The following is a 25,917-nucleotide window of genomic DNA, read 5'->3' as shown; positions in this document are numbered from 1 at the left end:
CGATGACCGCACCAGGCACCACTCCCACGGGGACACTTCACCAGGTGGCCCAGTCGGCCAGCGCCATCACCGAACTCCTCGACGTGATGTGGGAGCACGCCAGGAACTCCACCGCCGGTGCCACCGTGCCGGGCTCGGCGTCCCAACTGCGTCTGATGTACGTCGTCGACCGGCAGGACGGCATCCGAATGCGTACGGTGTGCGACCAGCTCGCCTCCGCACCCGCGACCGTGACCCGCATGTGCGACCGCCTGCAGGCCATAGGTTTCCTCGAGCGCTTGCCGTCGCCTGACAGCGGACGCGAGGTCGCTCTGCGGCTGACCCCCTCGGGAAAACGGCATCTGCGACGCATCCGAGAGCAGCGTGACGCCATGCTGCACGAGGCGATCAACAGCATGCCCTCGACCGAACGGCGCGCACTGGCCACGGGACTCGCCGGACTCAGCGCCACGCTCAACGCCACCGACGAGGAAATCAACACGTCCCGGGCCGACTCCACAGCCTGAGCCGCCAAGGACCGTGCGTCACTCGACCGTCAGTGCGACCGCGCCGAATCGCGGCCGAACCAGTCAAGGCAGACGACGAGGGCGTCATCGTCGGGATCCGCGTCGCGATACGTCCTCAGCTCCTCCAGTACGGCCCGGGGAACCGAGGCTGCCGGCAGGAGGCGCACGTTTTGAATGGCTCGTGCGAGCGCCCGCTCCTTGAACACTTCCCCCGTCCCGGAGACAGCGCCGTAGACCCCATCGCTGACGAAGATCAGACGGTCGCCGGGCAGAGCCTGGAATTCCTGCGCGTCGTACAGGGTCTCGTCGAACATGCCGAGAGGCTGCTGCGCCTCGAAGTCGATCCGCTCCACGACCTTGCCACGCTGACGCCAGAGCTGGGGCGATCCGGCGTCCACCACCTGTACGCGCCCTGTGGTGAGTTCGAAGAACAGCAGCAACGTCGATACATATTGCAGTCCCTGATGCTGGGCATAGACGGCCTGATCGGCGAGCGCTGCCTGATCGGCGATGCCGATTCCGGCTCTGCGGGCATTGCGAAGGGCGTTCACTGCCAGATTCGTCAGCAGAGAGGCATGGATCCCTTCGCCCATTCCGTTGGTGACGGTGAGAGTGAGAGTGTCGGCTGTGGTCGCCCAGTCGAAGTTGTCGCCGTGGATGTCGTAGGCGGGCTCCAATTGCCCTCCGATGGCGTATTCATGACGTGCGCACGAGCGGGCGGGCAAAAGCTGCCACTGCATCTCCGCCGCCAGGGTGAGGCGCTGACTGCGGCGGGCCTGGAGATAGAGATCGGTGTCGCGCTCGGCCACCAGGATTTCGTGACCCAGCACTTCCGCGAGTCCGGTCAATTCGTCGACATCCTGCGGAGTGCACCTGTGCTCCGGGAGTCGTAGGGTCAGGATTCCGAGCCTGTCGCCGCGAACGGTCACCGGCAGATGCAGGTCCACCGTCCCGTCCTGCGAGATGCGCTTTCCGTAAGGCTCCTGACTCAGGAAGGCGCGGCCCTCCGGGCTGCTCCGCACTGACAAGGGCTCGGCAGTATGAGGAAGAGTGATCACCGGCTGAAGGACGGTGGAACTGTAGTCCGCCACGAGCAGGTCGACCCGGGTTGCCTGGAAGTGCTCGATCAGTGCGTCACGCACCGTGCCGAGAAGTTCGTGGGGAGCACCCGTGCGCAGAGCGCGCTCGACGGCCAGGAAGCGGGTCATGATCAGCGCCATTCGTCTGGAACAGGGGAGAAGATGTCGGCCAGCTAACCACGCGTCGAACCCGGGAGCGCGACCTCTCATCGGCTGCGCCCCGCACCCCGCACCCCGCACCCCGCACGAAACCGGATACCTCGCCGGCGCACTGCCCCGCGCGGGCGAGTCCCGCTTTCGCCGACACGCCGGGCACGGTCAGGACTGGTCCGTTACGGCGCCGGTGAAACGTGCCGCGAGCGCCGCAACCGCGGCACGCAGTTCCTCCCCGCCCTCGACCCGGAAGGTGAACGGTATCCGCGCCAGCCATTCCTGCGCGTACATGTCCGGGTTGCGGGTGCTGCCGACCAGTACGCAGCCGTCCTTCAAGGGCTCAAGACGCCCCATGGGCGGCCGGACCCACGGGGCCACCTCGGCCTGGGGAGCGTCGAACACCACACGGGTGGAGAACTCCCATCCGAGGCCCAGGTTCTCCTCAAGTACCGCAACCGGGTCGAGGCCCTCGGGCGGTTCGAACCCGCGCTCGGTCGGTCGGACCGTGCGGACCCGGTCGACCCGGTACGTGCGGATGGCGTCCGCGCGATGGGAGTGGCACAGCAAGTACCAGCGCCCGTAGCGGATGACGAGGGACCAGGGATCGACCTCCGCCTCCCACTCGTTGCCCGCCTCACTGCCGTAGGTGACCGAGACGCGACGCCGGGCCGCGATGGCATCGACGAGTTCGCTGGTGACGGCCGGATCGGGGCGGGCCGCGTACGGGTCCGCCGCGGCCGACGCGTACTCCCTCAGCATTGCCGCCTGTTGACCGACGCTCTCCGGAAGCGCCTTGACGACCTTGCCCAGGGCGGTGCCGATCAGGTCGTCGGCGTTGGCCGCGGTCGGCTGGCCGCTGAGTACCGCCATCACCAGGCCGATGGCTTCGGACTGCGTGAAGTGCACAGGCGGCAGCCGCGTCCCGCGCCCCAGCCAGTACCCGCCGTGCGGCCCTCGGGCCGACTCCACGGGGATGTCGGCCTCTCGGAGGATCTCGACGTACCGGCGCGCGGCCCGCTCCGTGACGCCCAGCCGCTCGGCGAGTTCGCCGGCTGTCGTACCGGGGCGGGTCTGGAGGATCTCCAGGGCGCGCAGGGCACGCGCGGTGGGGCTGAGATCGTTCGGCACAGGAACAGGCTAATCCGCTCCGCTGGGCTCTGGGGTTACGTGAGTCCGTCGCCCCGGGCCCGTCGGGCGAGGGCAACAGGGCCTGGTTGCCATCTGTGGACCGCCGACGGCCTTCGCTCAGGGCGTTTGGGCGGGCACCGGATGAACCGGCAGTGGATTGTCCGGATCACCTCCTACGGTGGCATCCATGAAGTCGGAGAAGGGGAACTGACCATGGACATTCTGCTCATCGGCGGCCTGTGGCTGAACGGATCGGTGTGGGACCGTGTCGCGTCCGCGATGGAGTCGCTCGGCCATCGCCCCGTGCCGCTGACCCTCCCGGGCCAGGGGGACGGTTCCGTGTCCGCCACGCTCGACGACCAGTTGGCGACGGTGCTGGCCGCAGTGGACGCGGCGGCCGGCAAGCCGATGGTGGTGGCGCATTCCGCCGCCTGCACACTGGCCTGGCTCGCCGCCGACCGGCGGCCGGAGCGGATCGCGAAGGTTGCCCTCATCGGTGGTTTCCCCACGGCCGACGGTCAGCCGTACGCCGACTTCTTCGAGGTGAGCGACGGTGTCATGCGCTTCCCCGGCTGGGGCCCGTTCGAGGGACCGGACGCTGCCGACCTCGACGACGGGGCGAGGCGGGAGTTTGAGGCCGGTGCGATTTCCGTGCCCGTAGGCGTGACCAGGGGAGTGGTGCGGCTCGCGGACGAACGGCGGTTCGACGTTCCGACCGTGGTCGTGTGTCCCGAGTTCACGCCCGAGCAGGCGCAGGAACTGATCAACGCCGGCGACGCCCCGGAGCTCGCTCGGGCCAAGCACATCGACTTTGCCGACCTCGACTCGGGCCACTGGCCCATGCTCACGCGGCCTGCCGAACTGGCCCGGATCCTGGCTGCGGCAGCTGGCGCGGCCTGACGCGGAAAATCCCAGGCATGGGCAAACCCCCGCTCTCGGCGGGCCGGTTCGCGGCGGAATGCTCGCCGCTGCCCAGATCTCCTTGCCACGAGCCCAGTCGGTCGACTCCCGGCTGGGCCGGGCCTCCCTGCGGGCGGGTTTGCTGTGTTCTCTGTCCGGCGGCGGGGAGGGCAGGTTGTTGGGGTCAGTCGGTGAGGTCGATGACGTCGGTTTTGGGGGGTTCGACATTGAAGGGGGTGTCGAAGGCGCTGAAGGAGGTGACGTTGCGGAGGTCGGGGCTCTTGTACACGACCCGGTAGATGTAGGGCTCGCCCTCGGTCGCCACGTGGAAGGTCCAGGTGGCGTCCTCGTCGGCCTTGTCAGTCTTGTCAGTCTTGTCGGTGACGATCAGGCTGATCGTCGGTACCCCGGCGATGGTGACGGTCTTGCCTTTGGTGGCCTTGCCGAACGAGGCGAAGGGGTGGGTGCAGTCGGTCAGCCCGTTCTCCCCGGCAGGAACCGTCGGATCGACGGCTGTCTTGCCCCATTTCTTCTGGTCCTTTCGGCCCGTGGTGTCCATTCCTGACAGCTGCATGTGCTTCAGGTTCGGCCGTACGTAGTCGGCCTCGACGCGGGCAAGGAGGACGGGACCATCCGAAAGGACGCCGATCCACGTGACTTCCTCCAGCTCACCGGCGCGCTGTGGCGCGCCGCGCACGGCCCCGAGGACCGGGCGCCCCACATGCTCGCGCTCATCCTGGACGGACTGCGTACGCAGCGGTACGAGCCGCGCACGTGACTTACGCACGCAGTTTGGTTCACTCACGGTGAAGCGGATGTGGCGGGCCCTTCCCAACGACTGGACCCGCCACCCCCTGAACCTTCCCCTTGATCATGGACACCTGGAGACTGGGATCTTGAGGTTCCAGAGGAAGTAGCACCAGGTGGGAAGCAAGTACACGAAGCGGTACACCGAAGAGTTCAAACGGGACGCGATCGCGCTCGTCGACTCCACGGGCAAGACGGTCACCGCCGTCGCCCGGGAACTCGGCATCAGCTCGGAGTCCCTGCGCGGCTGGTACCGCCAGGCCAAGGCTGACCGGGGCGAAGGCGCTCCGGGTGAGCTCACGAGCGCTGAGCGCGAGGAGCTAAAGCGGCTGCGTCGGCAGAACGCCGAGCAGGCCAAGACGATCGAGGTGCTGCGAAAAGCCGCGGTCTTCTTCGCGAAGGAGAGCGATCGGTGAACGAGACGTACGCGTTCATCGAGGCGGAGAAGACCACCCACGGCGTCGCTTTCCTGTGCCGCCTGTTGAAGGTGGCCCGCTCCTCCTTCTACGCCTGGCTCGCCGCGGCGAAAACTCGGACCGTTTGGCGGGCCGCCGATCAAGCCCTGGTGCACGAAAACAGAGTGATCCATGTCGGCTCGCGCCAGACCTATGGCGTCCCGCGCGTCCATGCCGAGCTGCGGCGTCTGGGACGGCGAGTGAACCGTAAACGGGTCGCCCGCCTCATGCGCGAGCACGGCATCCAGGGCGTCACCCACCGCAAGCGCCGTTCGCTGACCCGGCCGGACAAGAAGGCCAGGCCGGCCCCGGACCTCATCGGCCGCGACTTCCACGCCGATGCGCCCGGCACGAAGCTGGTCGGCGACATCACCGCGCTGCCGACCGCCGAGGGCTGGCTCTACCTCGCCTGCTGGCTGGACCTGGCCACGCGCGAGGTCGTCGGCTACTCGATGGCCGATCATCATCGCGCCGACCTGGTCGTCGATGCGCTGAGGATGGCCGCGGGCCGTGGCCGTCTCCGGCCCGGCTGCATAGCACATTTGGACCGTGGCAGCGAATACACGAGCAGTCAATTCCGTTGCGCAATAGGCGAGTTGCGCCTCCGGCAAAGCTGCGGCCGCACGGGATCTTGCTTCGACAATGCCGCTGCGGAGAGTTTCTGGGCCCTGCTCAAAGAAGAGATCGGCACCCGCGTCTGGCCCGACCGGGCCACCGCCCGAGCCCAGGTCTTCGACTTCATCGAGACGTTCTACAACCGACGTCGGCTACGCAAGCACAAGGTCTTCGGCTACCTCACGCCAGCCGAGACCCGGCGGCGCCACCAACACGGCCTCGCGGCATAAAGATCGAGTGTCCAAGATCACGGGGAAGCTTCACCCCGAAGAACGCGAGGATCTCGGGACCCTCCCCAGCGGGTACGGGGAGGGTCCCGAGGCGTCGCTGCGGCTTCCTCTCACGAGGTGGCGGTCGGCCTGCCCTGGCCCAGACGGGCGAGGGCGCGGTCGTGGACGCGGCTCAGAAGCAGCAAGGCACAGATGGCGCCGATCAGGGCGCAGAACATGTCCCACTGGGTGTCCCAGACGTCTCCCTGCGTGCCGAGGAAGGCATCCGCGGCTTCGCCTCCGGTGACCGCCGCGAGCCATTCCACCATCTCGAAGACGGCGCTGAAGGCGAGGCAGGCGCAGACGGTGAGCGGGGCGAGCCAGCGGCTGCCGCGCAACGGGGAGGTGCGGATGAGGAGTTCACGTACCAGGATGGCGGGGACGAAGCCCTGCACGAGGTGGCCGAAGCGGTCGTAGGGGTTGCGGTCCCAGCCGAGCCAGTCGCGCACCCAGTCCCCTGCGGGTACCTCCGCGTAGGTGTAGTGACCGCCCACGATGAGGACCAGGGCGTGCGCCGCCAGCAGAGCGCACAACAGACCGCTCAGCGGGAAGCGGTGGCGCAGCAGGATCGCCAGCGGCAGGCCCGCCATCACCCACACCGTCTCCAGCAGCCAGGTCGTAGGATCGGCCGCGCCGAACCTCGACACGACGAGCGCCGCGGTCACCGCGACGGCCAGGGCGGCGGGCAGACGACGTCGGGGCGGCAACCTCGCGTCCAGCGTCGGGGCGGGGGCGGGGTGGGCGGCGGTCATGGACTGCTCCTCGTCGCAGGGCGGACCCTCACTATCGGGCCTACCGGCGAGCACCCTCATGAGTACGTGTACTCAGACCACCGCGTCGCAGTGCCCAGACCGGGGTGATGAATGCCGGAACCCTTCCTTCTGCCTGGACGTGCCCGAGCCGACGACGTCGGTGACGGTGCATGGGCCATGCGCCATGGGCGACAGCTTTGCACGCTTCCCGCTGCGTCGCACGAAGTCAACTACCGGCAAGGTACGTCGACATGGGACCCAGCTACGTAGATGCGGCGGCGTATGAGCGCAGGGATGTGGCCGTGCAGTTCCGTGCGGGCACACAGCTGACGCAAACGGATCAGATCGGTGCGCAGGATCCACAACAGGCCCAGCAGTTGGGCCAGATGACCGGCGGCCTGCTCCTCTCCCGCATCGACCAGCTCGCAGTCTTCCCCCTCTGCGGACATGGAGCGGTGATATCAGAGGGCGGTCGACGAGGAACTCCAGACCAAGGGACACCTCGGGCCACTGCCAACGGATGAAAACGACTGCTGCACCCCGTTCTCGGTCAGTGCTTGAGACCGAATTCCGCCCTGACGTGGGCCCCGGGTCTTGCCCACAGAGGGTGCGAAAGCTCAGGGACGGCAGACGCCAAAGGGCTTCGATCCGTCAGGGGGAGTAACCGGGCGAGCAAAAGGCCGGAGGACGGGCGAGCGTGAGTGAACCCCCGCCGAACAGCGTACCCCCGGAGTGTCGGCGTTATCGTGGACCGGTGATCGGCAACCTTGAGACGTTCCAGAACGAGCTTGCCGCCAGCGGGTTTCCGCCGCTGGTCAACAAGCGGGCCGGCGCAGGCTTCCAAGGCCGGATCACCACCCGTGACCTCGGGCCGCTGCGGCTGGTCTCCCTCACCACGCCCGAGAGCTCCTGCATCGGGCGGCAGCGTGACGCCTCCGACAGCGAGAACCTGGCGGTCAAGGTGATGACCCGGGGCCGGACGCGGATCGAGCAAGGACGCGGCGAAGCCGAACTGGGACCGACCGACCTGGTACTGCTCGACCCCGCGCGTACGCTCCGCTTCGAGAGCACCGCCGCGGCGCACGTCACCATCCTGATTCCGCGCCGCGAGCTTCGGATCCGGCCCGCGCAGATCGACCGGCTCATGGGCGTACGTATCGACGGCAGCCACGGTCCGGGTGCTCTCGTCTCGGTGCTGGCCCGGGAGTCGGCGTGGTCGGCGACCGAGTTCCGCGAGGCGGAGGCGTTGCGGTCGGCGGCAGCCGTCGTCGAGCTGATCGCGGTCGCGCTGGAGGCCCGGCTCGGCGACGAACAACCGGCCCCGGACGAGCGGCTGCGGAGCCGGATCGCCGGCTACATCGAGACCCGGCTGGCCGATCCCGATCTGTCCCCGCCCGGCATCGCCGCCGCCCACAACATCTCCGTACGCCGGCTGCACAAGCTGTTCGAGGACCAGCCGCTCACCGTCGCGGCCCTGATCCGCCGTCGCCGTCTGGAACGCTGCCGGGCCGAGCTGGCCGGAAGCGGACGTACGGTCACCGCCGTGGCTGCCCGGTGGGGATTCTCCGATCCCACACATTTCAGCAAGCTCTTCAAGGCGATGTACGGCTACAACGCCCGTGCACTGGTAACCAGCAACCGTGCACAGACGACCAAGACGCGCACAGCCGGCCCGGACAAGGATGGTGGTGACCAAGGTAGGCCATAGCAATAGGAGAAGTCATGGCGAAGGTAAACATCGTCCGCCCCGGTGAGGGCGAGATCCTCGGCAGTGGGGCGCAGCAGATCCGCATCCTGGAGAACGGGGAGCACACCGACCACCGGCTGGGATTCGCTGAGGTCACCATTCCGCCAGGCACCCCGAGTCCGTTGCAGCATCGCCACGCCCAGCATGACGAGGGCTTCTACGTGCTGGCGGGAACGTTCCGGTTCACCGTCGGCGAGGACCAGTACGACGCCGGGCCGGGCACCTGGGTCATCGTGCCGACCGGGGCGCCGCACACGTTCGCCAACGTCGGCGACGAGAACGCGGTCATGCTGAACACCTTCACGCCGGACCTGTATGTGCAGTACTTCCGCGACTTCAAGGCCATGATCGATTCCGGGCAGCCGGTCAACGCCGAGACCATGCAACCGCTTTGGAAGAACTACGCCACCGAGATCTCGAACGAATACGCCTCGTGAAGCGGCTTCCGTGCCACCCATGCGACCGCTACGAACGCTACGGCGACCCGAGGTGACAGCGGCAGCCGCATCAGCGGGGAGAGCACCGTACGCACCTGTCCGGCGAATGTCCGCTTCGCACAGGCGGGGTTCTCGCAGTCTCGGAGACAGTCACTCGAACGTGCTGGACACGTCAGACCAATCGTGACGGTCGCGAAGTGGTTTCTTGTGTGCGGGACATTCGTTGTGGTGGGTGGCAGTGTGCGGGACGAGCCGCACCTCGTGGTCTGTCCGGACGCTCGGTGGAGGAAGTCTGTGGTGGACGGGGTGACGGAGCGGCCGGGGCTGCGGTGGGCGGCCTGGGTGAGCGGGGTTTTCGAGCCGCCGCACTGGATGGTCGTACTCCCGCCGTACCTGGGGTGGCGGGTGGCCGGCTCGGTTGGAGTGTGGTGGGGGCTGGGCGCGGGGCTGCTCGCCGGAGTGGTGCCGGCCGCGTTCCTGGCGGTCGACTCGTGGCGTCGGTGGTGGGGGCGGGGATTGCGGGTGCGGCAGGATCGGCTGGTCGCCATTCCGGGTCTGCTGCTGTTGCTGTCGGGCGCAGTGGCGGTGCTCTACGGGGCGGGCGCGCCGCGTGAGGTTGCCGCTGTGGTGGCGGCGATGGTCGCGGTGGTGGTGGTCGGGTCCGCTGTGACGTCGGTGTGGAAGGTGTCGGCGCACTCCGCGGTGACCGCCGCCGCAACGGGGGTGCTCGTGATCGCCTGTCGCCCGCACGCTGCGGCGGCCGGCGTACTGCTGGTTCTGGTACTGGGTGCTGCGGTCGTGGCGGTGGCGTGGTCGCGGGTACGGCTGGACTGCCACACTCGCGCGCAGGTGGTCGTTGGCGCGGCGCTGGGTCTGGTGCTGGGCGGGGCGGTGTTCGCGGGCCTGCGCTGATCCGCCCCGACCGGGTGCCCGGAGGTGTCGGAGGGAGTCAGCGGTCGCGGGCCGCGGTCCAGGCCGGCAGGTGCTCGAAGAAGGCCACGGCCTGCGTCCGCCAGCGTGAGTGCCAGGAGCCGGCCAGGGTGGAGGCCTCGTGTGCGTAGCGGTCTGCGTCGGCCTGTACGGACTGGTCGACACCGTGGCGTCGTGCGATGGCGCGTACGCGGTCGAGCGTGTCGTCGTCGCACTGCGGATCGCCCAGCGCCGTGTCCAGGACTTTGCGTTCGGTCTCTTCGGTGGCGGCGGCGAGCAGGGCACGGACCGCGTAGCTGCGGCGTCCGGAGCGGATGTCGGACCCGAGGGACTTGCCTACCGCGGCGGGGTCTCCGAACAGGTCGAGCCAGTCGTCACGGAGGGTGTTGGCGATGCCCAGCGCGGTGGAGTAGCGGCGCAGTTCGCTGTCGTAGGGTGCCAGGTCGGCGCCGGTGGCGAGCAACCCGAGGCGCAGCGGGGCGAGCACGGAGTACCTGGTGGACTTGAACTCGGTGACCACGTGGAGCAGGTCGAGGTCCGGGACGGGGCCGAAGTCGCGTTCGAGGTCGAGGAACTGTCCGATGACGGTGAGGGCGCCGGCGTCGGCCTGTACGGCGGTCATGGCCGCGGCCCGGTCGGGTGGCAGGTCGGCGGTGGCCAGGACGCGCAGTGAGAGGAAAGCGGCCAGGTCACCGGCGAGGACGGCCAGGCCCAGAGCAGTGTCGGGCCGGTCGGGGAACTCGTCGCGGTAGGCGTGGGGGACGGACTGGGCGCCGCGGCGCACGGCTGAGCCGTCGATGATGTCGTCGTGGATCAGGCCGTGGGTCTGGAGCAGTTCGATGCTGATGGCGGCTTCGTCCAGGCCCGGCACCGGCTCGTCGGTGATCAGCGCGGCGGCCTCGTAAAGGAATGCCACGCGTAGGCGTTTGCCGCCGCGCAGTGACATGTCGCGCACCAGGTCGAGGGCGCGCGAGGGGAACGCTCCGCGTGGGGGCACGTCGAGGGCGCCGCCCTCGGGGTCGGTCAGGGTGTCGAAGTAGTCCGCGAAGCGGGCGTTGAAGCGGTACTGGTACTCGGAGGCGCGTTGCCTAGCACTGGTGATCATGTCGTTCACAGGCCCAGGCTTTCAGCCTCACAGACGCAAGCGCCAACTCGGGGCCGCGGGACACCCGAACGGGTGACCGGCCCTGCCGGGTCGACCCCGGGCCCGGGGCGGATGTGGCCGTACGGCGGTGTGTGCGGCTCTCGAGTGTCGGGAGTGGGGGACACCGTTGCCTGCGCACCGTTTTGCTCGTTGACACCCGGACCAAAGCGGGAAGAGACGGGTGAGCGGTCCGAGGCTCGCCACCGACGGCTGCCGGACACGACGGGAGAACGATGGCCTTCGCGTCAGCTGAGATCGTGAGCACCGAGGTTCGGATGCCGCGGACCGGTGCAAGTCAGGATTCAGGGGAGTCCGGCCCGCCGCCTCGGCACATCGCGGTGATCGCGGACGGCAACCGGCGGTGGGCGCGCGGACGCGGCCTGGCCGTGGCCGACGGGTACCGGGCCGGAGCCGAGCGGGTCGTTGACCTGGTCGGCTGGTGCGACGGCCTCGGTGTGCACATCGCGACGGTGTTCCTGGTCTCCGCCCGCAACCTCGAACACCGCCCGGCCGACGAACTGGCCCCGATGCTGGAGGCCATCGCCGCCTTGCCCCAGGCCGTCCGCCACCGTCACGGCTGGACCGTGCGCGCCGTCGGCGACTCCGGTGCCCTGCCGGGACACCTGCAGTCACCGCTCGGACGCCTCAACCCCCCGGTCGATGCCGACGCACGCCGCGTGGTCAACCTCGCCGTCGGCTACGACGGCCACCGCGAAATCCTCCACGCCGCCCGCCAGGCCAGCGCACCGGGACACACCGCAAACCCCGACGACATCACCGTGCATCTGTACAACGGCGCGCTGCCCGCTCCGGACCTGATCGTCCGCACCGCCGGGGAACACCGGCTGTCCGGGTTCATGCTCTGGCAGTCCTTCGACGCCAGCCTCCACTTCTGCGACGCCCTATGGCCCGACTTCCAACGCGCGGACCTCGTCGACGCTGTCACACACCATCAGACGCAACAACGCACCTTCGGCCTCTAGCGCGTATGTGGTTGTGATCGATCGGTGAGTCGGGTGAGGTCTTTGACCCAGATCATCAAGGCGCGTAGGTGGACGCCGGCGAGATGAAACCTTGGTGGTCTGCCCCACTCGGGACCGCCCGAGCAGGGCGGCCTTCTCCAGCGCGGTGAGCACGTCCTTTCCCACGTTGCGGCAGCAGTTCGAGGGTGCGGTCTGGCGCTTCAAGGCCGGCGGCCAGTGGCGGGAGATGCCGCGGGAGTACGGTGCTCCTGGTCGTGAGGACGATCACGTGGCGGTCCGTCGACCATCACACGACCCGCGCAGAGATGTCATCGGTCCGAGGACGCACGATGACTGCTGGTTGATAACTTCCTTGTTATCGCAGCAGGTTGGTCAGTGGGAGGGGAATACTTTCGTGGGGGCGTCCGTATCGAGGGAACCGAGCATTCATCAGCTTCGGCTCTATCTCACGCTGTGCGAGGAACTCCATTTCGGCCGTGCAGCCGCGCGCCTGTTCATCACGCAGCCTGCACTGAGTCAGCAGATCAGAGAGCTGGAGAAACGCCTGGGAGCGCCCATGGTGGAACGCCAGGGCCGGACCATCACACTGACCGAGGCAGGGCAGGCACTCCTGCCCGAAGCCCGGGCGGCGGTCGCGGCGGTTGACCGGCTGCGGCGCGTCGCCGACGCGCAGCTGCGGCAGGTCTCCGGACGACTTGTCGTGGGAACCATGGGAGCCGAGGCCTCCATGGCGCACACCCGTTCCGTACTCGGCCTGTTGCAGGACCGGCACCCCGGGACGACCGTGCAACTGGTCAACCTCGGTTTCGGCGATCACATGGCCGCCCTGGCGCAGCAGGAGGCCGACGTCGTCTTCCTGCGCCCGCCGGTGACGGATGACATCGAACTGCACCACCTGGCCACCGAGCCGCGAGTGGCCTGTCTCTGCGCCGATCACCCCTTGGCGAGCCAGAACCGACTTACCTTGGCCCAGCTCTCCGACATCCCGGTGGTCGACATGCCTGTGCAGGTTCCGCGGCTGTGGTGGGACTTCTGGGCGGTCGATCCCCGCCCCGACGGCAGCCGCGTCCGTTACGGGCCGGTCGTCACCGACATGGAGTCGTTGCTGCACACGGTGGCCGCCGGAGAAGCGATGTGCTTTCTGCCGACGGCCGCCCGTGAATACTTTCCACGCCCGGGCGTCAGATACATCGATGTGGTCGACCTCAGCCCCTCCACGTCCGCCCTCGCCTGGTTGCGGAGCAGACGTTCCGAAGCCACCATCCAAGCAATCCGGCACGCCGCGCGAGAAGCTACGACCCGAGACTTCGGCGTCATCATGTGACCTGTCCGTGACTGCGCGGCGGCGCTGGGCCATGGCGCTCCGCCCCCATGACACTCATAGGTGTATATGCAGGCGTGGTGGGAGGAAAGTGTCGGTGGGGAGTCTGTTCGAGGCGCTGGGCAGTGAGGAGTTCTGTGTGACGGCGGTCCGCGGACTGGCTCTTCAGGAGGTACTGGATCGACTTGGTGTGGTTGACCGGGGGAACGTGCCGGAGTACCGAATGGACAATGCGGCCGAGAGCCTCGGGCTGGACGACTGGTCCGTGCGCCTGTACTGCCCTTCCGGATCCGGGTGGGCGTACCTGTTCGATGTGAACGGGCAGACGGGAGTTACTCACAAAATCCCGGTGCTCAAGCGGTTGTCTGCGGGCACTGAGGCGGTGAGTGTGTGGTCCCTCATCGGTTCGACTACGCGCATTGCCCAGGTCCGTGACGGGGAGATCCTTGCTGCCTGCAGCACGTGGATGTTCACGCCTGCGAGCGGACCGGAACCTGACCGTCTCAACCGGGCTCTGGAGAAGGCGGGATTCTTCCAGGAGAACGAGACCGAGGACGAGGTCGATGACGCGCGTGGGGCGCTGGACGCGGTGGAGAGCGAGTTCGGCCTGGCCGTGGAGCCGAAAGTGGTCGTGGAGCCGCTGCCGACCGTGATCGTGCCCGTTCGGCTGGATTGAACGGTCGCAGGCGGCAGCCACGGTTGGGTCAGGAGGTCCGCTGGTCATGGCCCACTGCGGACCGGTCAGTTCGGCCCGCAGCGGCCCGCAGCGGCCCGCAGCGGGTCGCTGCCCAGAGCAGACATGAGGTCCGACAGGGCCCACTGTCCTGACACGAGAGTTCCGACGCGTTGTCGCAGTCACCAAGGGACAGATGCGCAGGTCGTGTACTGACGCGAAGCCGAGAGATCGCACCGACGCACCTGGACCGAAGCGGTGAGACGGCCCGCGCACCTCCGCCGAAGCCGGCTCGCCCAGGCCGGACAAGACGGTGGGGCGGCACCAAGCTGCCCCACCGAACCCCCGTTGCCCGATCGGCTCGCTCAGCGCAGGAGCGCGCCGAAGCGGGCGCCCGTGGCGGGCGCCGAGAGGTCGTCGGCGCCGAACGCGAGGGACGACGTGGCCGTGAGACCGGTCGCCGTGCCGCGCAGCACCCAGACCGCGCCGTTCCAGTTGTTCTCGGCCAGGGAACCGGCCGCGAGGTCGGCGTGGCCGTCGCCGTTGACGTCGAGCAGGGCGCTGCTCGCGCCGAACTCGTCACGGCTCTCGGCGACTCCGGGCACGCCCGCGGTGTTCTGGTGGAAGATCTGCGTGCCTGCGCCCGTGACGCCGGTGGCGCTGCCGGGGACCAGGGCTACCGAGCCGGCGTCCGTCAGGTCGCCGATGTCCTCGCCCGGGATGCCGAGCGCGATGTCGCCGAAACCGTCCCCGTTGACGTCCCCGATCGAGACCGTGGTGCCCAGTCCGTCACCCTCCTCCTCGACTCCGGGGAAACCGGGCAGGTCCTGGTCGAAAGTCTGGACGCGGTCCTCGGAGAGGCCGGTGGCCGATCCGAGGGCGAGCTGCGCCTTGTCGCCGCTCCAGTAGTTGCCGACCACGACGTCGTCGAACCCGTCGTTGTTCACGTCGCCGATGCCGGTACCCGTGCCGACCCCCGTCCCCTCGGACGGGACCCAGCCGCTGGTGAAGCCCGTGCTGCCGCCGCCGAGGAACAGACGGTTGCCCCACTGGCCGTCGCCCGCGTACTTCCAGCCGACGATGTCGTCCTTGCCGTCGCCGTTGACGTCGCCGACCTGGGTGGAGCGGATGGGCCCGCTGATCGAGTCGCCGTCCTCCTGGCAGCCGGCGGTGGTGGTGGCACAGGACGCGTCGTTGGCGTCGTAGCCCCACCAGTCGGCCTTGTTCAGCAGCGGCAGGGTGGCGGTGGGCTGTCCGGCACGGGTGACCGGGCCCTTCCACACGGTGGCGTCGCCGCTCGATGGGTCGTCGCCCGCGCCGGACAGGTAGGAGAACAGGGCGAGGTCCGTCTTGCCGTCGCCGTCGAAGTCGCCGGCCGTGGGGGACTGCCCGTACCCGGGTATGGCCGTGCCTCCGGTGAGTCCGGAGGCGGAGCCCCAGAGGATGACCGAGCCGGGACTGCCGCCCGAGATCACCAGATCGCTGAAGCCGTCACCGTCCAGGTCGCCCTTGGTGAAGTTGGTCCCGAAGCGCTGGTTCGCGGTGGCGGAGCCGGGAACGCCACTGGTGGAGCGGCTGATGAGCTTCTTGTTGGCGGTGGAGACCCCATTGGCGGAACCGTACGTGACGGCCACGTAACCCGCCTTGGCCTTGCTGGAGATCGTGGCGTCCGGAGCCGAAACGACCAGGTCGGCGTATCCGTCACCGTTGAAGTCGTCCTGCGTGTCCGCGGACCCGGTGGCCGCCAGCGCCGGGCCCCCGGTGAGAGCCATGGCGCCGAATCCTCCGGCGAGCAGCACCGCGGCTGCCAGGGGTGCGGTGAGCGCGGTACGGGTTCGGCCGTGTGCTCGGCACATACGTGAGCCTTTCGAGTCGGTCGGTTCTGTACGCGGAAGGCCGCGTTCAGTGGGTTCGACTCGAACCGGGCGATCCCAGTTGTACGTCCCCATGTCATGGGTTCGTAACCGAGGAGCCAGGTGCGGCGCTGAACTACCTTGTCAGTAAAGGGAGTTCAGTTCGACGAATGCTCCCGAACGGTACGAGGCGGGGCACGAGCGCCAGCACAAGGCGCACCCATCGGCCCCGCTCAGCCACTCACCACACCCAGGAGGACCCGGACCGTCTCCGTCATCGCCTCCCGGCCCTTGGCGACGTAAGGGCGGGGGTCGGTCAGGTCCGGGCGCTCCGCCAGCGTCTCGCGGACCGCGCCGGTGAACGCGACGTTGAGCGCGGTACCGATGTTGATCTTCACGATGCCCGCCCGTACGGCTTGTCGCAGATCGTCGTCGCCGACCCCCGACGAACCGTGCAGCACCAGAGGTACGGGCACGGCCTCCCGCAGGCGTTCGATGAGCGCGTGGTCCAGGGTCGCGGAGCGTTCGGTCATCGCGTGGCTGCTGCCGACGGCGACGGCCAGGGCGTCCACGCCGGTGTCCGCGACATAGCGCGCCGCCTCCTGCGGGTCGGTGCGCACCCCGGCCGCGTGGGCGCTCGCGGGGGCGTCGGGCTTGCCGCCCACATAGCCGAGTTCGGCCTCCAGCCACAGGCCCTCACCGTGGGCCCACTGGACCGCGGCGCGGGTGGCGGCGAGGTTCTCGGCGTACGGCTGCGCCCCGGCGTCGAACATCGCGGAGGAGAACCCCGCGTCGGCCGCCGTGCGCAGCAGTCGCATGTCCGTCACATGGTCCATGTGCAGCGCGACGTCGACGTCACAGGCCTTGCCGACCTCGGCCGCGGCCCGCGCGATCGGCTCGACCCGGCCGCCGTGGAACCGTACGGCGTTCTCGCTGATCTGCAGGATCACCCCCGGGGCGCCCGCCGCGGCCGCGCCGGCGGTGATCGCCTCGGCGTGCTCCAGCGTGATCACGTTGAACGCGGCGACGGCCCGGCCTGCGGCGGCGGCCTTCGCGACGAGTTCGCGCGTGGGAACCAGGGGCATGAGGGTGTCCCCCCTCGCTTTCATATCGGTTCGGTGGGCACGGGCGTCGGTGTCGGCCCGTACTGCTACGTGGTTCGGGCCGTTCCGCTATGTGCTTCGGCCGGTACCGCTACGTGCTTCGGCCGGTACCGCTACGTGGTTCCGGCCGCTACCGCTACGTGGTTCGGCCGGTACGGATATGCGGGCGATCAGGATTTCTGCGGGGCCGGACTCATCGCCGCGCCGTCGTCCGCCGCCCCCGGGGCCACGGAACTCTCGCCGCTCTTCTCGTCGCTGTAGACCATGAGGGTGGAGCCGGCGAGGGCCAGCACGATGCCGAGGGTGCCCCATACGTTGGGGAGCCTCTGGTAGACCGCCAGGGACAGCACGATGGTCAGCACCGGCGCCAGTGCGTTGGTGACGGGGGCGACCACCGTGGCCTTGCCCCGGCTGAACGCCATGACCAGGAACAGCGCGCCGACCGCGTTGAGGACCTGCGTCACCGCGGTGAGCGTGGGCGCCTGCCACGGGGCGTCGGACGGGAAATCGCCCATCATCACGAACGCCACCGGCACCAGCAGCAGTCCGCTGATGGTCATCCAGCCGAAGGTCGTCGCGTCGTTGACCCCGACCAGCGCGGCCTTGCGCATGCAGAACGCCTGCACGCCCCAGGCGACGCAGATCAGGATGGCCATCAGCAGCCACGGGCCGTGTGAGTTCGAGTCGTCCTTGCTGCTGGGAATGCTGAACAGCACGATCGCCGCCAGCGCCGCGACGACACCTATGAGGGCGAGCCGGTTGATCCGCTCACGCAGCAGCGCCATCGCCATGAGGACGGTGACCACCGGGGAGAGCGAGACCAGGGGGAAGATGAGGTACGCCGGACCGTTGGCGAGCGCCTGGAACAGCAGCAGCTGGCCGCCGGCGCCGGTCAGTCCCGCGATCAGCCCGTACCCCGCGGCGACCGGCCGGCGGTCGAACGTGTTGCCGCGCATCGCGAAGTACGCGGGGATGAGCATCGTGAAGGCCCAGATGATGTAGATCATCTCGTTGGGATAGCCGTACCTGCTGTTCGGCTCGCTGGAGAAGGCACCCCACACACCCCAGAACAGGACCAGCAGCGCCGCGTACACGATCCAGCTCTTCGTACCTCTGTTCATCGGTCGTCCTCTCCTGAGGCAGGGGTCTCGGAAGCCATGCGCAGCGCGTCGAGCGCGGGTTGGTCGAGCGGGGTTCCAGCGAGTTTTGCCGCGTACAGAGCAGCACCTACGACAGGCTCGTAGAGAGGGCGTCGCAGTTCGTAGCGGGTGGAACGATGTTGCAGCGCGGAGGTGAACGCCTCCAGAACCATGCGGGCGCCGAAGGTGCCGCCGGAGTAGGAGACCGGTACGGTCTCGTCCGGGCCGAACTCCAGCCGTTCGCGGGTGACACCGACGAGCAGGGCGAGTTCGCGACCCGCGTCGGTGAGGATCTCCGTGGCGACCGCGTCGCCCAGACCGGCCGCCTCGGCCACCGGGCGGCTGAGCGCGGCGATCCGGCTCCGGTCGCCCTGCCACTGGTTGTGGACGACGTCGATCACGTCGAGGTCGGACGCGAGCTGCAGGTGGCGCCGGAACACCTCGGCCAGGGGGCCCTCGGGGAGCCGCCCGTCGCTCATCCGGGAGAAGGCGTTGAGGCCCCGGATCGCGATCCAGTGCGCCGATCCCTCGTCGCCGAACATCTCGCTCCAGCCACCGATGCGTACGCCCCGGCCCAGCCGCTCGCCGTAGGTCATCGAACCGGTGCCGCTGATGACGTTGATGCCGTCGACCGCCCCCAGCGAACCCGCCCAGCCGCAGACCATGTCGTTGTCGCAGGCGTAGCGGTCGTGCCCGAGCACCGCCCGCGGGGTCGCGTTCAGGACGGGCAGATCGCGGGCCGCCTCCCCGTAGCCGGGCAGCCCGAAAAAGGCGTAATCGATGTCGGCGGGGGCCAGATCGGCCGCCGCACAGACAGCTTCGACACCTTCCTTCAGCACACGTTCGACAAGCTCGATGCCGTGCGAGAAGTAGTACGAACTTGCCGCCTGTGCTCGCGCCACGACCTGTCCGGACCGGTCGACCATGCAGAAGGCGGTTTTCGTACCGCCTCCGTCGACACCTAGGAACATCGTTGTACCTCCGTCGGGCGCCCTCGGTCCGCGCCGTTGATGTCTCTGATCAGTGGTGCGTTGCCTTTGATCAGTGGTGAGATGCTTTTGATCAGTGGGGCAAGGAGTGCAAGGTCACGCCCTGCACCACGCGGTTGATCTGACCCGAGGGGAACGGGTTGTCGGGCCGCAGACCCCGGGCCAGGGAGGCGCGCAGGGCGATGAACTGGGCGTACACCACGGCGGACAGCGCCAGGGCGACATCCTCGACGCCGTCGAGGCCCGGCAGCGGCCAGGCATCGACGCCCGTGCCCTCCGTTCCCGCGCCGGACTCCGCGGATACCTTGACGACGCTGCCGGCGGGCAGATTCCCGCACAGCTCCGCATGGATGTCCTGGTCGTACTTGCGGGTGTACGGGTCGTTCGACATGTACACCACCGCGACCGAACGGTCGTTGAGTACTGCCTTGGGACCGTGCCGGAATCCCAGCGAGGACTCCGCTACGGCCATGAGGGTCCCACCGGTGAGCTCCAGCACCTTCAGCGCCGACTCCTCGGCGAGGCCCTTGAGCGGACCGCTGCCGAGGAAGACGATCCGCTCGGGCGCGCTCTCCAGGAGGGCGCCGACGGTACGGTCGACAGCGCTGCTCTCGATGATCGACTCGGCTGCCCGGGCCAGGCGTTCGGCGACGCCGTCGTAGGCGCTGCCGCCCAGGGCGAGCAGCGCCGCCAGCGTCATGCACGTGAAGCTCGACGTCATGGCGAAGCCGCGGTCGTTGGACCCGGCCGGCATCAGCAGCACATGGGACTTCGGCAGCTCGGCGTGTTCGCGCGCCAGGCGGCCCTGTTCGTTGCAGGTGACCACGAGGTGGTGCACCTCGGAGAGAACCTGGTCGGCCAGCACGGTGGCGGCCACGGACTCGGGGCTGTCACCCGACCGCGCGAAGGAGACCAGCAGCGTGGGCACGTCCTCGGCGAGACAGCCGCGGGGGTCGGCGACGAGATCCGTGGTGGGGACCGCGTCGACGCGTCGTCCCAGCCGCCGGGCCAGGGCGGGCTGGAGCACCTGGCCGGCGAAGGCGGAGGTACCGGCGCCGGTGAGCACCACGCGCAGGTCGCCGCGGGAGAGGAGCGGACGCAGGAAGGCGTCCAGCGAGTCCCGGGAGCCCGCGACGATCTTGTCGACCTCGCGCCACAGCGCGGGCTGCTGGGCGATCTCGCGGACGGTGTGGGCAGCGCCGTCGTCCGAGGACAGCGTGCCGGAGGGCGTGGTCACACGTGCTCCTTGTGGTTCGGGTGGGAGGCGCGGTCGTAGTCGCGCAGAACATCGCGTACGTGGTCCACGGCCAGGTCGCGCGGCCGGGCGGCGAGCTCGCCGTGGCGGACACGGGCGTACTGGAGCGGAAGGTGGGCGCTGAGCAGCGGCAGGGGGATGTCCACGGCCGAGAGGTTGTCCAGCAGCCGGGCCTGGGCCTTTTCGATCTCGGGGTCGGGCCAGTAGTAGCGCATCCGGTCGCTGTAGCTGTAGCGGCGCGCGAGGCGCTGCTCGGCGGCGCCGCCCGGGTAGTAGCCCTCCCATCTCGCCGGCTCGGCGAGCATCCGCCGCTCGACGACCTCGACGAGCCCTGACCGCCCGGCGGCCGGCACCAGTTCGTCCTCGATCGCGGCGAGGGCGAACAGCGCCTCGCGCAGGGCGAACGTCAGGCCGGGGCCCACCTTGAGGACCGCCCAGTGGTCCTCGACCAGCGCGGTGAGCGCCTCGGCGGTCTGGTAGTCGGTCGAGTGAGCCTCGTAGACCATGGTGGGCTCGTCGTCGAGGACCTTGCGCAGCTCCTCGGTCAGCTCCCGCCGGTAGTCGACGACCTGAAGGTGGTCGAACTCCACGGCCGGCTGGACGACGAGGGCCATGACACGCGGCCAGACCTCGTCGATGCCGTGTCGGGCGAACGCCTTGCGGTGCTGTTCCAGAGTGGTGCGCGCCGCCTCGGGCGTGGTCGGGGTGAGAGCGCCGAGTGTCTCGTGCGCGCCGCCGGGGGTGGGCACCTCGGTACCGATCACGTACCGGATCCGCTCGGCCCGCTCGGGGCCGGCCGTCTCCTCGGCCACCCGGATCAGCCGTGCGGCGCGTTCGGCGACCACCTCGTCGGTCAGCGGTGCGGGGTCCCCGGCACACGCGAAGCTGCAGTCCAGGTGGATCTTGGTGAAGTCCGCCGCCACGTACGCGGCGACCAGGGCGTCGGCCCGCTCCATCGCCTCGTCGGGCGTCAGGGACTGCCACCGGTTCGGTCCGAGGTGGTCGCCGCCGAGAATCACACGGTCCAGTGGCAGACCACTTTCGGCGGCGATGCCGTACACGAGGTCGCGGAAATCGGCGGGCCGCATGCCCGTGTAACCGCCGTACTGGTCCACCTGGTTCGAGGTCGCCTCCACCAGTACGTGACCGCCGGTCTCCCGTGCTTGCAGCACGGCTGCCTCGATGACCAGCGGATGAGCCGAACACACCGAGGTGATGCCTTGCGGCTGCCCGGCCTTCTGGTGCCGGACCACCTCGCTCAGCGGGCTCTGCATTGCCAACCCCTTACTCAACGCGCATCTCAAGCCAATGTGCCGTCATGGCCTGCGGCTCATTTCGGACAGTACTGGTCTTGGTTGGGGTCGTCAATAGTCTTATTCTGGTATGCATCTGGTATTGAATGATCGGTGGTGGATCTGCGGGGATCGTTCAAGACCGCAAGGCCGCTAGGGCATCCTTGAAGACCGATCGGTGAGTGGTTACGTCTGGTTGGTGATGGAGGCCCGGAACCGGTAGCGGTCTCCCCGGTAGACCTGCACGGTCAGTTCGATCGGGCGTGCTTCCTGGTTCGACGTCAGCTGGGTCGCGACCAGCATCGGCATGGTCTCCCCGATCTCGAACAGCTCGATCTCGCGTGGCGTCGGGTGGCGGGCCTCGACCGAATAGTCGGCGATGCGGGGCAGTTGCGGCGGATCGGCGGCGCGCAGGGTGGCGTAGAGCGAGGCCGTGGTGAAGTCGGTTTCGGTCAGGGCCGGGCAGGCCGCCAAGGGGAGCCGGTTGTGCTCCAGTACGACCAGCAGACCGTCCAGGAAGCGCAGCCGGTGGAGGTCGAAGAGGTCGGCGCCCGGAGCGATCCGAAGCTGCTCGGCCTCGTGCACCGTGGCCGGGCGGACAGTGGCGGAGAGCACCTTGCCGGCCGTCGTCAAGCCGTTGGCCTGGGCGTAGTCGGCGAATCCCTGGACCTGCGGGGCCGCCGCGGCGGACGTCATGGTCGCCTCGGGGAGCAGACCGAGCTCGGCGACGAACCATCCGCGCGACGACGACGGCCGTACGACGCCCCGCGACTCCAATTGTGCGAGGGCCGCTCGCAGCGTCACACGCGAGACGGCGTACCGGTCGGCCATGGCTCGCTCGGAGGGCAGCCGGTCACCGGGCCGGGCGGCTGCGGCGCGCAGGTCGTCGAGCAACTGCGTGGCGGTGCGCTCGTACAACGGGAGGACGTCGTCCCCGAACAGGCCTCTGGGCAGCGGCGTTCTCGCATCGGTCATACCAGAAACATACCAATCCGAGCGACGGCGCGAACCCAGGTCCCAATCGGCTACCCCGTTGACATGCCACTCGAATACCACTTACGTTCTCGATGCAGGCCACTCGGTGAGGAGGAAGCCGCCCCTTGCGCGACCTTCCGTTTCGCCGCGCCCCGGGCACCCTCCGGTTATCGAGGCGGCATTGTCGCAGCTCACTGAGTACGGCCGCGCACTACCGCCGGAGACGACCTCGCGCCGGGATGCCCGTTCGGACGGCACGCCTTCCCTCGACACCATTCGGCCCACTGCGAAAACCAGTAGCAGCACAGAACCAGTAGCAGACCAGACGTCGGCCGGTCCCAGGACGGTCGCTTCGACGCGAGCTCGCTGCTCGACTCCGACGATCCACACCGACGGACAGACGGACAAAAGGCGGCTGCCCCAAGCGGGCACGCACGACCGAAAGAGAGTTCGACATGACGGACATGAACCGGCGAAGCGTACTGAAGGTGGCGCTGGGAGGTGCCGGCCTGGCCGCCCTCCCCGCCGCGGCCATAGGCGCATCACCCGCGACCGCCGCACCGAACTCGGGTCCTGACCTCGTCGGAGTCGGCGACACCTCCATCACCCTGGAATTCGACGACCAACTGCGCAGCCGAGTGGCGCTGAAGGGCGTCGACCTCACTCGCTTCGACGCCGGCGAAGCCCTGCTGGTGGGGGACAGGACCATCGAGGCGTTCGCCTATCGCGGGCACCGGACCCGCACCACCCGGCACACCCGCCACGGCGCGGGCGTCCGGGTGACGATCGAGGGCACGTCCGAGGAAGGCGTGCACAAGACGGTCGAGCTGACCTCATTCGAGCGTCTGGCCGGCATGATCGTGATGAAGGTGACCTACACCAACAGGTCTTCCACCGCGCTGAAGGTCACCGGGTGGCGCAACGGAGCCCATGAACTCCTGGAGCGTCCGGGCGGCTTCTACACCTTCTCAGGCACCACGTACACGGACCGCCGCGACTGGGTGAGGCCGGTGAAGGACGGCTATGTCCAGGAGAACTCACTGGGGATGGACTCCTCCGACTACGGCGGCGGCACTCCGCTGGCGACCGTCTGGCGCCGGGGCGCGGGCCTTTCCGTCGGACACGTCGAGCCCGTGGCGACGATCCTGCGCATGCCGGTCCGCAAAACGGCGGCCGGAGCGAGCATCGCCATCCAGGACGACACCGCCCGCACCCTGAAGCCGGGCCGTCGGCTCAGCACCAGCACCACGTTCCTGACCGCACTCCCGGGCGACCACTTCGTGCCGCTCCAGCGGTACCGCGACTACATGAGCGACATCGGCCAGCGCGCCCCCAAGGTCCCCGCCTCAGCCTTCGAGCCCATCTGGTGTGCCTGGGGTTACGAGCGCGACTTCGCCACCGAGCAGATCACCGCGACGCTGCCGAAGGCGCACGAGGTCGGCCTGCGCTGGGCCGCGCTCGACGACGGCTGGCAGACCAACGAGGGCGACTGGGACATCGACACGGCGAAGTTCCCGCGCGGCGAAGCGGACATGCGCGCCTTCACCAAGGAGATACGGGACGCCGGCCTGCGACCGCGCCTGTGGTGGGCCCCCCTCGCTGCGGACCCCGACAGCAACCTGATCCGGGACCGCTCCGACATGCTGCTGCTGGACCGCGACGGCAACAAGCAGGACGTCACCTGGTGGGACGCCTACACGCTCTGCCCCGCCTACCAGCCGACCGTGGACTACTTCGTCGAGCAGGCGAAGAGGTTCATCGGCGACTGGGGCTACGAGGGACTCAAGATCGACGGCCAGCACCTCAACAGCGTCGCGCCCTGCTACAACCCCGAGCACCGGCACGCCCGCCCCGAGGAATCCACCGAGGGCGTGGCCAAGTTCTGGAAGGCGATCCACGAAGCCGCGCGTGCGGCGAACCCCGACGCCCTCATTGAACTCTGCCCCTGCGGCACCGCCTTCGCCTTCCACAACCTGCCCTACGTGGACCAGTACCCCAGCTCGGACCCGGAGTCCTCCTACCAGGTTCGCAGCAAGGGCAAGTCGATGAAGGCGCTGATGGGCACGGGCAGCAGCTACGCCGGCGACCACGTCGAACTGAGCGACAACGGCGACGACTTCGCGTCCTCCTACGGGGTCGGCGCCGTCCTGTCGACCAAGTTCACCCTCCCCGGCACCGGAGCCCCGGACAAGGCGACCGACCTCACCCCGGAGAAGGAGGTCCTCTGGCGCAAGTGGGTGTCGCTGTACGAGAAGAACATGCTGCCCACCGGTGAGTACCGCGGTGAGCTGTACGACATCGGCTTCGACAAGCCCGAGGCGCATGTCGTGGCCAGGAAGCGGACCCTCCACTACGCCTTCTACGCCGACCGGTGGAACGGGACGGTCGAGCTGCGCGGTCTGGGCCGCGGCCGGTACCGCCTGACCGACCCGTTCACCGGCAAGTCACTCGGAACTGCCACCGCTCAGCACAACACCGTGAAGCTGTCCTTCGAGCGGTTCCAGCTCATCGTGGCCGAACCCATCGGCTGACCGGCCGGGCTCGTGGCCTGTCGTCGGGCACAGCCACATGAGCAACGCACTTTGTCGGCTCAGCCGAATAAGCAGCCAGAACAGGCAACCGCGGGCCGCCGCCGGAGTTTTCTCCGGTGGCACGTGCCCCGTCGTGCAAGAAACCGGGTGGGTACCTGATCTCACTGCTTTGAGCTGGGATGATTGAGGTCTGGGTACCCCGGCGGTACGCTGGCCGTATGGCAGCACTCAATGTGGATTTCTCCGATGCGGAGCTCGAAGACCTCCGGGCTGCCGCCCGGGAGCACGGCATGACGTTGAAGGCTTTCGTGAAGGCCTCGACGACCGACGCGATCGCCCACCAGCGGAGCCTGAAGAGGGCGGCGACGGAGTTCCAGCGGGTCTTCGCGGATCCCTCCCTGGCCGAAGCCATCGAGGCGGCCGGCATCGACGACGGCCCGGTGACGAACACGACGGGCAGGGCCGCCTGACCTGATGGCGCCCTCCCTGCACATCGACGTGCGCTGGCTCCTGCAGCAGCACGAGACGGCTCTTCCCGACCAGCCCCACATCAGTGACTTCTCCGCCATGGTCGCGGCCGTGGCGCGCCATCGTGTCGATCCGCCCCGCCTCGGTGTCGATCCGGACGCGTCCTGGCGTGCTGCGGCGCTGCTGCACACCCTGCTGCTGCTCAAGCCCCTGCCCTCGCTCAATGTCCGGTTCGCGTGTGCCGTCACCATCGCCTACATGCACGCCAGCGACGAGGGCCTCGACGTCCCTTACGGCGAGCTGGTCGAACTCTGCAAAGATCTGCTGGCGGGCAAGGACAGCGTGTTCGGCGCCGCCGAGCGGATCCGTTCCTGGCGCGTCTGACGGTCTCAGCGCCTGCGCTGTCACCGGCA

General features: G+C 68.7%; 27 protein-coding genes. 14 read left to right on the top strand and 13 right to left on the bottom strand.

Annotated elements, in window-relative coordinates; all coding sequences use genetic code 11:
* The first annotated feature begins 2 nt into the window (after positions 1-2).
* Positions 3-506, top strand: a complete 504-nt coding sequence (locus K3769_RS18480) for a MarR family winged helix-turn-helix transcriptional regulator (protein WP_267027507.1) — start codon at positions 3-5, stop codon at positions 504-506.
* 29 nt (positions 507-535) lie between these two features.
* Here the strand turns inward: K3769_RS18480 and K3769_RS18475 are convergent, their stop codons facing one another.
* Positions 536-1,714, bottom strand: a complete 1,179-nt coding sequence (locus tag K3769_RS18475; RefSeq protein ID WP_267027506.1) for a PP2C family protein-serine/threonine phosphatase — start codon at positions 1,712-1,714, stop codon at positions 536-538.
* Between the two features lie 189 nt (positions 1,715-1,903).
* On the bottom strand, positions 1,904-2,866 hold the full coding sequence (locus K3769_RS18470) for a helix-turn-helix transcriptional regulator (protein ID WP_267027505.1): 963 nt from the start codon (positions 2,864-2,866) through the stop codon (positions 1,904-1,906).
* Between the two features lie 213 nt (positions 2,867-3,079).
* Here K3769_RS18470 and K3769_RS18465 point away from each other — a divergent pair, with 213 nt between their 5' ends.
* Positions 3,080-3,766: an alpha/beta fold hydrolase gene (locus K3769_RS18465; protein WP_267027504.1), complete on the top strand. Its 687-nt coding sequence runs from the start codon at positions 3,080-3,082 to the stop codon at positions 3,764-3,766.
* Positions 3,767-3,950: 184 nt separating this feature from the next.
* Here the strand turns inward: K3769_RS18465 and K3769_RS18460 are convergent, their stop codons facing one another.
* Positions 3,951-4,340 (bottom strand): hypothetical protein, encoded by a 390-nt coding sequence (locus K3769_RS18460; protein WP_267027503.1) that lies wholly within the window; start codon positions 4,338-4,340, stop codon positions 3,951-3,953.
* Between K3769_RS18460 and K3769_RS18455 the strand changes: the two genes are divergently transcribed.
* The 3 genes from K3769_RS18455 (at position 4,341) to K3769_RS18445 (ending at position 5,873) form a co-directional block, all read left to right on the top strand.
* Entirely contained in the window at positions 4,341-4,544 is a 204-nt protein-coding gene (locus K3769_RS18455; protein ID WP_267027502.1) for an SbtR family transcriptional regulator, read from the top strand.
* Between the two features lie 145 nt (positions 4,545-4,689).
* Entirely contained in the window at positions 4,690-4,989 is a 300-nt protein-coding gene (locus K3769_RS18450) for a transposase (RefSeq protein WP_267027501.1), read from the top strand.
* A complete protein-coding gene (locus tag K3769_RS18445; RefSeq protein ID WP_267027500.1) occupies positions 4,986-5,873 on the top strand; it encodes an IS3 family transposase in 888 nt (295 codons plus the stop codon). The genes K3769_RS18450 and K3769_RS18445 overlap by 4 nt, the downstream gene beginning before the upstream one ends.
* Positions 5,874-5,983: 110 nt before the next feature.
* Here the strand turns inward: K3769_RS18445 and K3769_RS18440 are convergent, their stop codons facing one another.
* Together K3769_RS18440 and K3769_RS18435 are read right to left on the bottom strand one after the other, a co-directional pair.
* On the bottom strand, positions 5,984-6,664 hold the full coding sequence (locus K3769_RS18440; protein WP_267027499.1) for a DUF2238 domain-containing protein: 681 nt from the start codon (positions 6,662-6,664) through the stop codon (positions 5,984-5,986).
* 230 nt (positions 6,665-6,894) lie between these two features.
* On the bottom strand, positions 6,895-7,113 hold the full coding sequence (locus K3769_RS18435; protein ID WP_267027498.1) for a hypothetical protein: 219 nt from the start codon (positions 7,111-7,113) through the stop codon (positions 6,895-6,897).
* Between the two features lie 305 nt (positions 7,114-7,418).
* Between K3769_RS18435 and K3769_RS18430 the strand changes: the two genes are divergently transcribed.
* The 3 genes from K3769_RS18430 to K3769_RS18420 all read left to right on the top strand — a co-directional run bounded on the left by K3769_RS18430 (position 7,419) and on the right by K3769_RS18420 (position 9,760).
* Positions 7,419-8,372, top strand: coding sequence for a helix-turn-helix domain-containing protein (locus K3769_RS18430; RefSeq protein WP_267027497.1), 954 nt, complete (start codon positions 7,419-7,421; stop codon positions 8,370-8,372).
* Positions 8,373-8,386: 14 nt separating this feature from the next.
* Complete coding sequence (locus K3769_RS18425) at positions 8,387-8,848, top strand: cupin domain-containing protein (protein ID WP_024494953.1); 462 nt, start codon at positions 8,387-8,389, stop codon at positions 8,846-8,848.
* Positions 8,849-9,076: 228 nt separating this feature from the next.
* Positions 9,077-9,760, top strand: coding sequence for a phosphatase PAP2 family protein (locus K3769_RS18420; protein ID WP_267027496.1), 684 nt, complete (start codon positions 9,077-9,079; stop codon positions 9,758-9,760).
* A 37-nt stretch (positions 9,761-9,797) separates the two neighbouring features.
* Here K3769_RS18420 and K3769_RS18415 read toward each other — a convergent pair whose 3' ends face one another.
* Positions 9,798-10,883, bottom strand: coding sequence for a polyprenyl synthetase family protein (locus tag K3769_RS18415; RefSeq protein WP_267031432.1), 1,086 nt, complete (start codon positions 10,881-10,883; stop codon positions 9,798-9,800).
* 296 nt (positions 10,884-11,179) lie between these two features.
* Between K3769_RS18415 and uppS the strand changes: the two genes are divergently transcribed.
* From uppS to K3769_RS18400, 3 genes are all read left to right on the top strand, one after another.
* Positions 11,180-11,905 (top strand): polyprenyl diphosphate synthase, encoded by a 726-nt coding sequence (uppS, locus tag K3769_RS18410; protein WP_267027495.1) that lies wholly within the window; start codon positions 11,180-11,182, stop codon positions 11,903-11,905.
* Between the two features lie 394 nt (positions 11,906-12,299).
* The gene (locus K3769_RS18405; RefSeq protein WP_267027494.1) at positions 12,300-13,229 is read left to right on the top strand and encodes a LysR family transcriptional regulator; all 930 of its coding nucleotides are present in this window, start codon (positions 12,300-12,302) and stop codon (positions 13,227-13,229) included.
* Between the two features lie 94 nt (positions 13,230-13,323).
* Entirely contained in the window at positions 13,324-13,902 is a 579-nt protein-coding gene (locus tag K3769_RS18400) for a DUF6461 domain-containing protein (protein ID WP_267027493.1), read from the top strand.
* A 362-nt stretch (positions 13,903-14,264) separates the two neighbouring features.
* Here K3769_RS18400 and K3769_RS18395 read toward each other — a convergent pair whose 3' ends face one another.
* The 7 genes from K3769_RS18395 to K3769_RS18365 form a co-directional block, all read right to left on the bottom strand.
* Complete coding sequence (locus tag K3769_RS18395) at positions 14,265-15,755, bottom strand: FG-GAP and VCBS repeat-containing protein (protein WP_267027492.1); 1,491 nt, start codon at positions 15,753-15,755, stop codon at positions 14,265-14,267.
* A gap of 230 nt (positions 15,756-15,985) precedes the next feature.
* Complete coding sequence (locus K3769_RS18390) at positions 15,986-16,837, bottom strand: class II fructose-bisphosphate aldolase (RefSeq protein ID WP_267027491.1); 852 nt, start codon at positions 16,835-16,837, stop codon at positions 15,986-15,988.
* A gap of 188 nt (positions 16,838-17,025) precedes the next feature.
* A complete protein-coding gene (locus tag K3769_RS18385) occupies positions 17,026-17,976 on the bottom strand; it encodes a DMT family transporter (RefSeq protein WP_267027490.1) in 951 nt (316 codons plus the stop codon).
* Positions 17,973-18,965: a BadF/BadG/BcrA/BcrD ATPase family protein gene (locus tag K3769_RS18380; RefSeq protein WP_267027489.1), complete on the bottom strand. Its 993-nt coding sequence runs from the start codon at positions 18,963-18,965 to the stop codon at positions 17,973-17,975. The genes K3769_RS18385 and K3769_RS18380 overlap by 4 nt, the downstream gene beginning before the upstream one ends.
* 91 nt (positions 18,966-19,056) lie before the next feature.
* On the bottom strand, positions 19,057-20,220 hold the full coding sequence (locus K3769_RS18375; RefSeq protein WP_267027488.1) for an SIS domain-containing protein: 1,164 nt from the start codon (positions 20,218-20,220) through the stop codon (positions 19,057-19,059).
* The gene (locus K3769_RS18370; RefSeq protein ID WP_267027487.1) at positions 20,217-21,512 is read right to left on the bottom strand and encodes a D-tagatose-bisphosphate aldolase, class II, non-catalytic subunit; all 1,296 of its coding nucleotides are present in this window, start codon (positions 21,510-21,512) and stop codon (positions 20,217-20,219) included. The genes K3769_RS18375 and K3769_RS18370 overlap by 4 nt, the downstream gene beginning before the upstream one ends.
* A gap of 204 nt (positions 21,513-21,716) precedes the next feature.
* A complete protein-coding gene (locus K3769_RS18365) occupies positions 21,717-22,505 on the bottom strand; it encodes a GntR family transcriptional regulator (RefSeq protein ID WP_267027486.1) in 789 nt (262 codons plus the stop codon).
* A 455-nt stretch (positions 22,506-22,960) separates the two neighbouring features.
* Between K3769_RS18365 and K3769_RS18360 the strand changes: the two genes are divergently transcribed.
* The 3 genes from K3769_RS18360 (at position 22,961) to K3769_RS18350 (ending at position 25,888) form a co-directional block, all read left to right on the top strand.
* On the top strand, positions 22,961-25,036 hold the full coding sequence (locus K3769_RS18360; RefSeq protein ID WP_267027485.1) for a glycoside hydrolase family 36 protein: 2,076 nt from the start codon (positions 22,961-22,963) through the stop codon (positions 25,034-25,036).
* Between the two features lie 218 nt (positions 25,037-25,254).
* Entirely contained in the window at positions 25,255-25,506 is a 252-nt protein-coding gene (locus K3769_RS18355) for a hypothetical protein (RefSeq protein ID WP_267027484.1), read from the top strand.
* Positions 25,507-25,510: 4 nt separating this feature from the next.
* Positions 25,511-25,888, top strand: coding sequence for a toxin Doc (locus K3769_RS18350; protein ID WP_267027483.1), 378 nt, complete (start codon positions 25,511-25,513; stop codon positions 25,886-25,888).
* Positions 25,889-25,917 lie beyond the last annotated feature (29 nt).

The organism is Streptomyces ortus (genome assembly GCF_026341275.1).
GTDB classification, from domain to species: domain Bacteria; phylum Actinomycetota; class Actinomycetes; order Streptomycetales; family Streptomycetaceae; genus Streptomyces; species Streptomyces ortus.
Note: the sequence above shows the minus strand (reverse complement) of the source record. Positions and strands in the feature narration are given on the sequence as shown.

Excerpts from the sequence above, each read along its gene's own strand:
- K3769_RS18465 (WP_267027504.1), top strand. The coding sequence starts at position 3,080 with ATGGACATTCTGCTCATCGGCGGCCTGTGGCTGAACGGATCGGTGTGG.
- K3769_RS18480 (WP_267027507.1), top strand. The coding sequence starts at position 3 with ATGACCGCACCAGGCACCACTCCCACGGGGACACTTCACCAGGTGGCC.
- K3769_RS18425 (WP_024494953.1), top strand. The coding sequence starts at position 8,387 with ATGGCGAAGGTAAACATCGTCCGCCCCGGTGAGGGCGAGATCCTCGGC.
- K3769_RS18460 (WP_267027503.1), bottom strand. The coding sequence starts at position 4,340 with ATGCAGCTGTCAGGAATGGACACCACGGGCCGAAAGGACCAGAAGAAA.
- K3769_RS18435 (WP_267027498.1), bottom strand. The coding sequence starts at position 7,113 with ATGTCCGCAGAGGGGGAAGACTGCGAGCTGGTCGATGCGGGAGAGGAG.
- K3769_RS18415 (WP_267031432.1), bottom strand. The coding sequence starts at position 10,883 with ATGATCACCAGTGCTAGGCAACGCGCCTCCGAGTACCAGTACCGCTTC.
- K3769_RS18350 (WP_267027483.1), top strand. The coding sequence starts at position 25,511 with ATGGCGCCCTCCCTGCACATCGACGTGCGCTGGCTCCTGCAGCAGCAC.
- K3769_RS18385 (WP_267027490.1), bottom strand. The coding sequence starts at position 17,976 with ATGAACAGAGGTACGAAGAGCTGGATCGTGTACGCGGCGCTGCTGGTC.
- K3769_RS18475 (WP_267027506.1), bottom strand. The coding sequence starts at position 1,714 with ATGACCCGCTTCCTGGCCGTCGAGCGCGCTCTGCGCACGGGTGCTCCC.
- K3769_RS18360 (WP_267027485.1), top strand. The coding sequence starts at position 22,961 with ATGACGGACATGAACCGGCGAAGCGTACTGAAGGTGGCGCTGGGAGGT.
- K3769_RS18380 (WP_267027489.1), bottom strand. The coding sequence starts at position 18,965 with ATGTTCCTAGGTGTCGACGGAGGCGGTACGAAAACCGCCTTCTGCATG.
- K3769_RS18395 (WP_267027492.1), bottom strand. The coding sequence starts at position 15,755 with ATGTGCCGAGCACACGGCCGAACCCGTACCGCGCTCACCGCACCCCTG.
- K3769_RS18365 (WP_267027486.1), bottom strand. The coding sequence starts at position 22,505 with ATGACCGATGCGAGAACGCCGCTGCCCAGAGGCCTGTTCGGGGACGAC.
- K3769_RS18355 (WP_267027484.1), top strand. The coding sequence starts at position 25,255 with ATGGCAGCACTCAATGTGGATTTCTCCGATGCGGAGCTCGAAGACCTC.
- K3769_RS18440 (WP_267027499.1), bottom strand. The coding sequence starts at position 6,664 with ATGACCGCCGCCCACCCCGCCCCCGCCCCGACGCTGGACGCGAGGTTG.
- K3769_RS18370 (WP_267027487.1), bottom strand. The coding sequence starts at position 21,512 with ATGCAGAGCCCGCTGAGCGAGGTGGTCCGGCACCAGAAGGCCGGGCAG.
- K3769_RS18390 (WP_267027491.1), bottom strand. The coding sequence starts at position 16,837 with ATGCCCCTGGTTCCCACGCGCGAACTCGTCGCGAAGGCCGCCGCCGCA.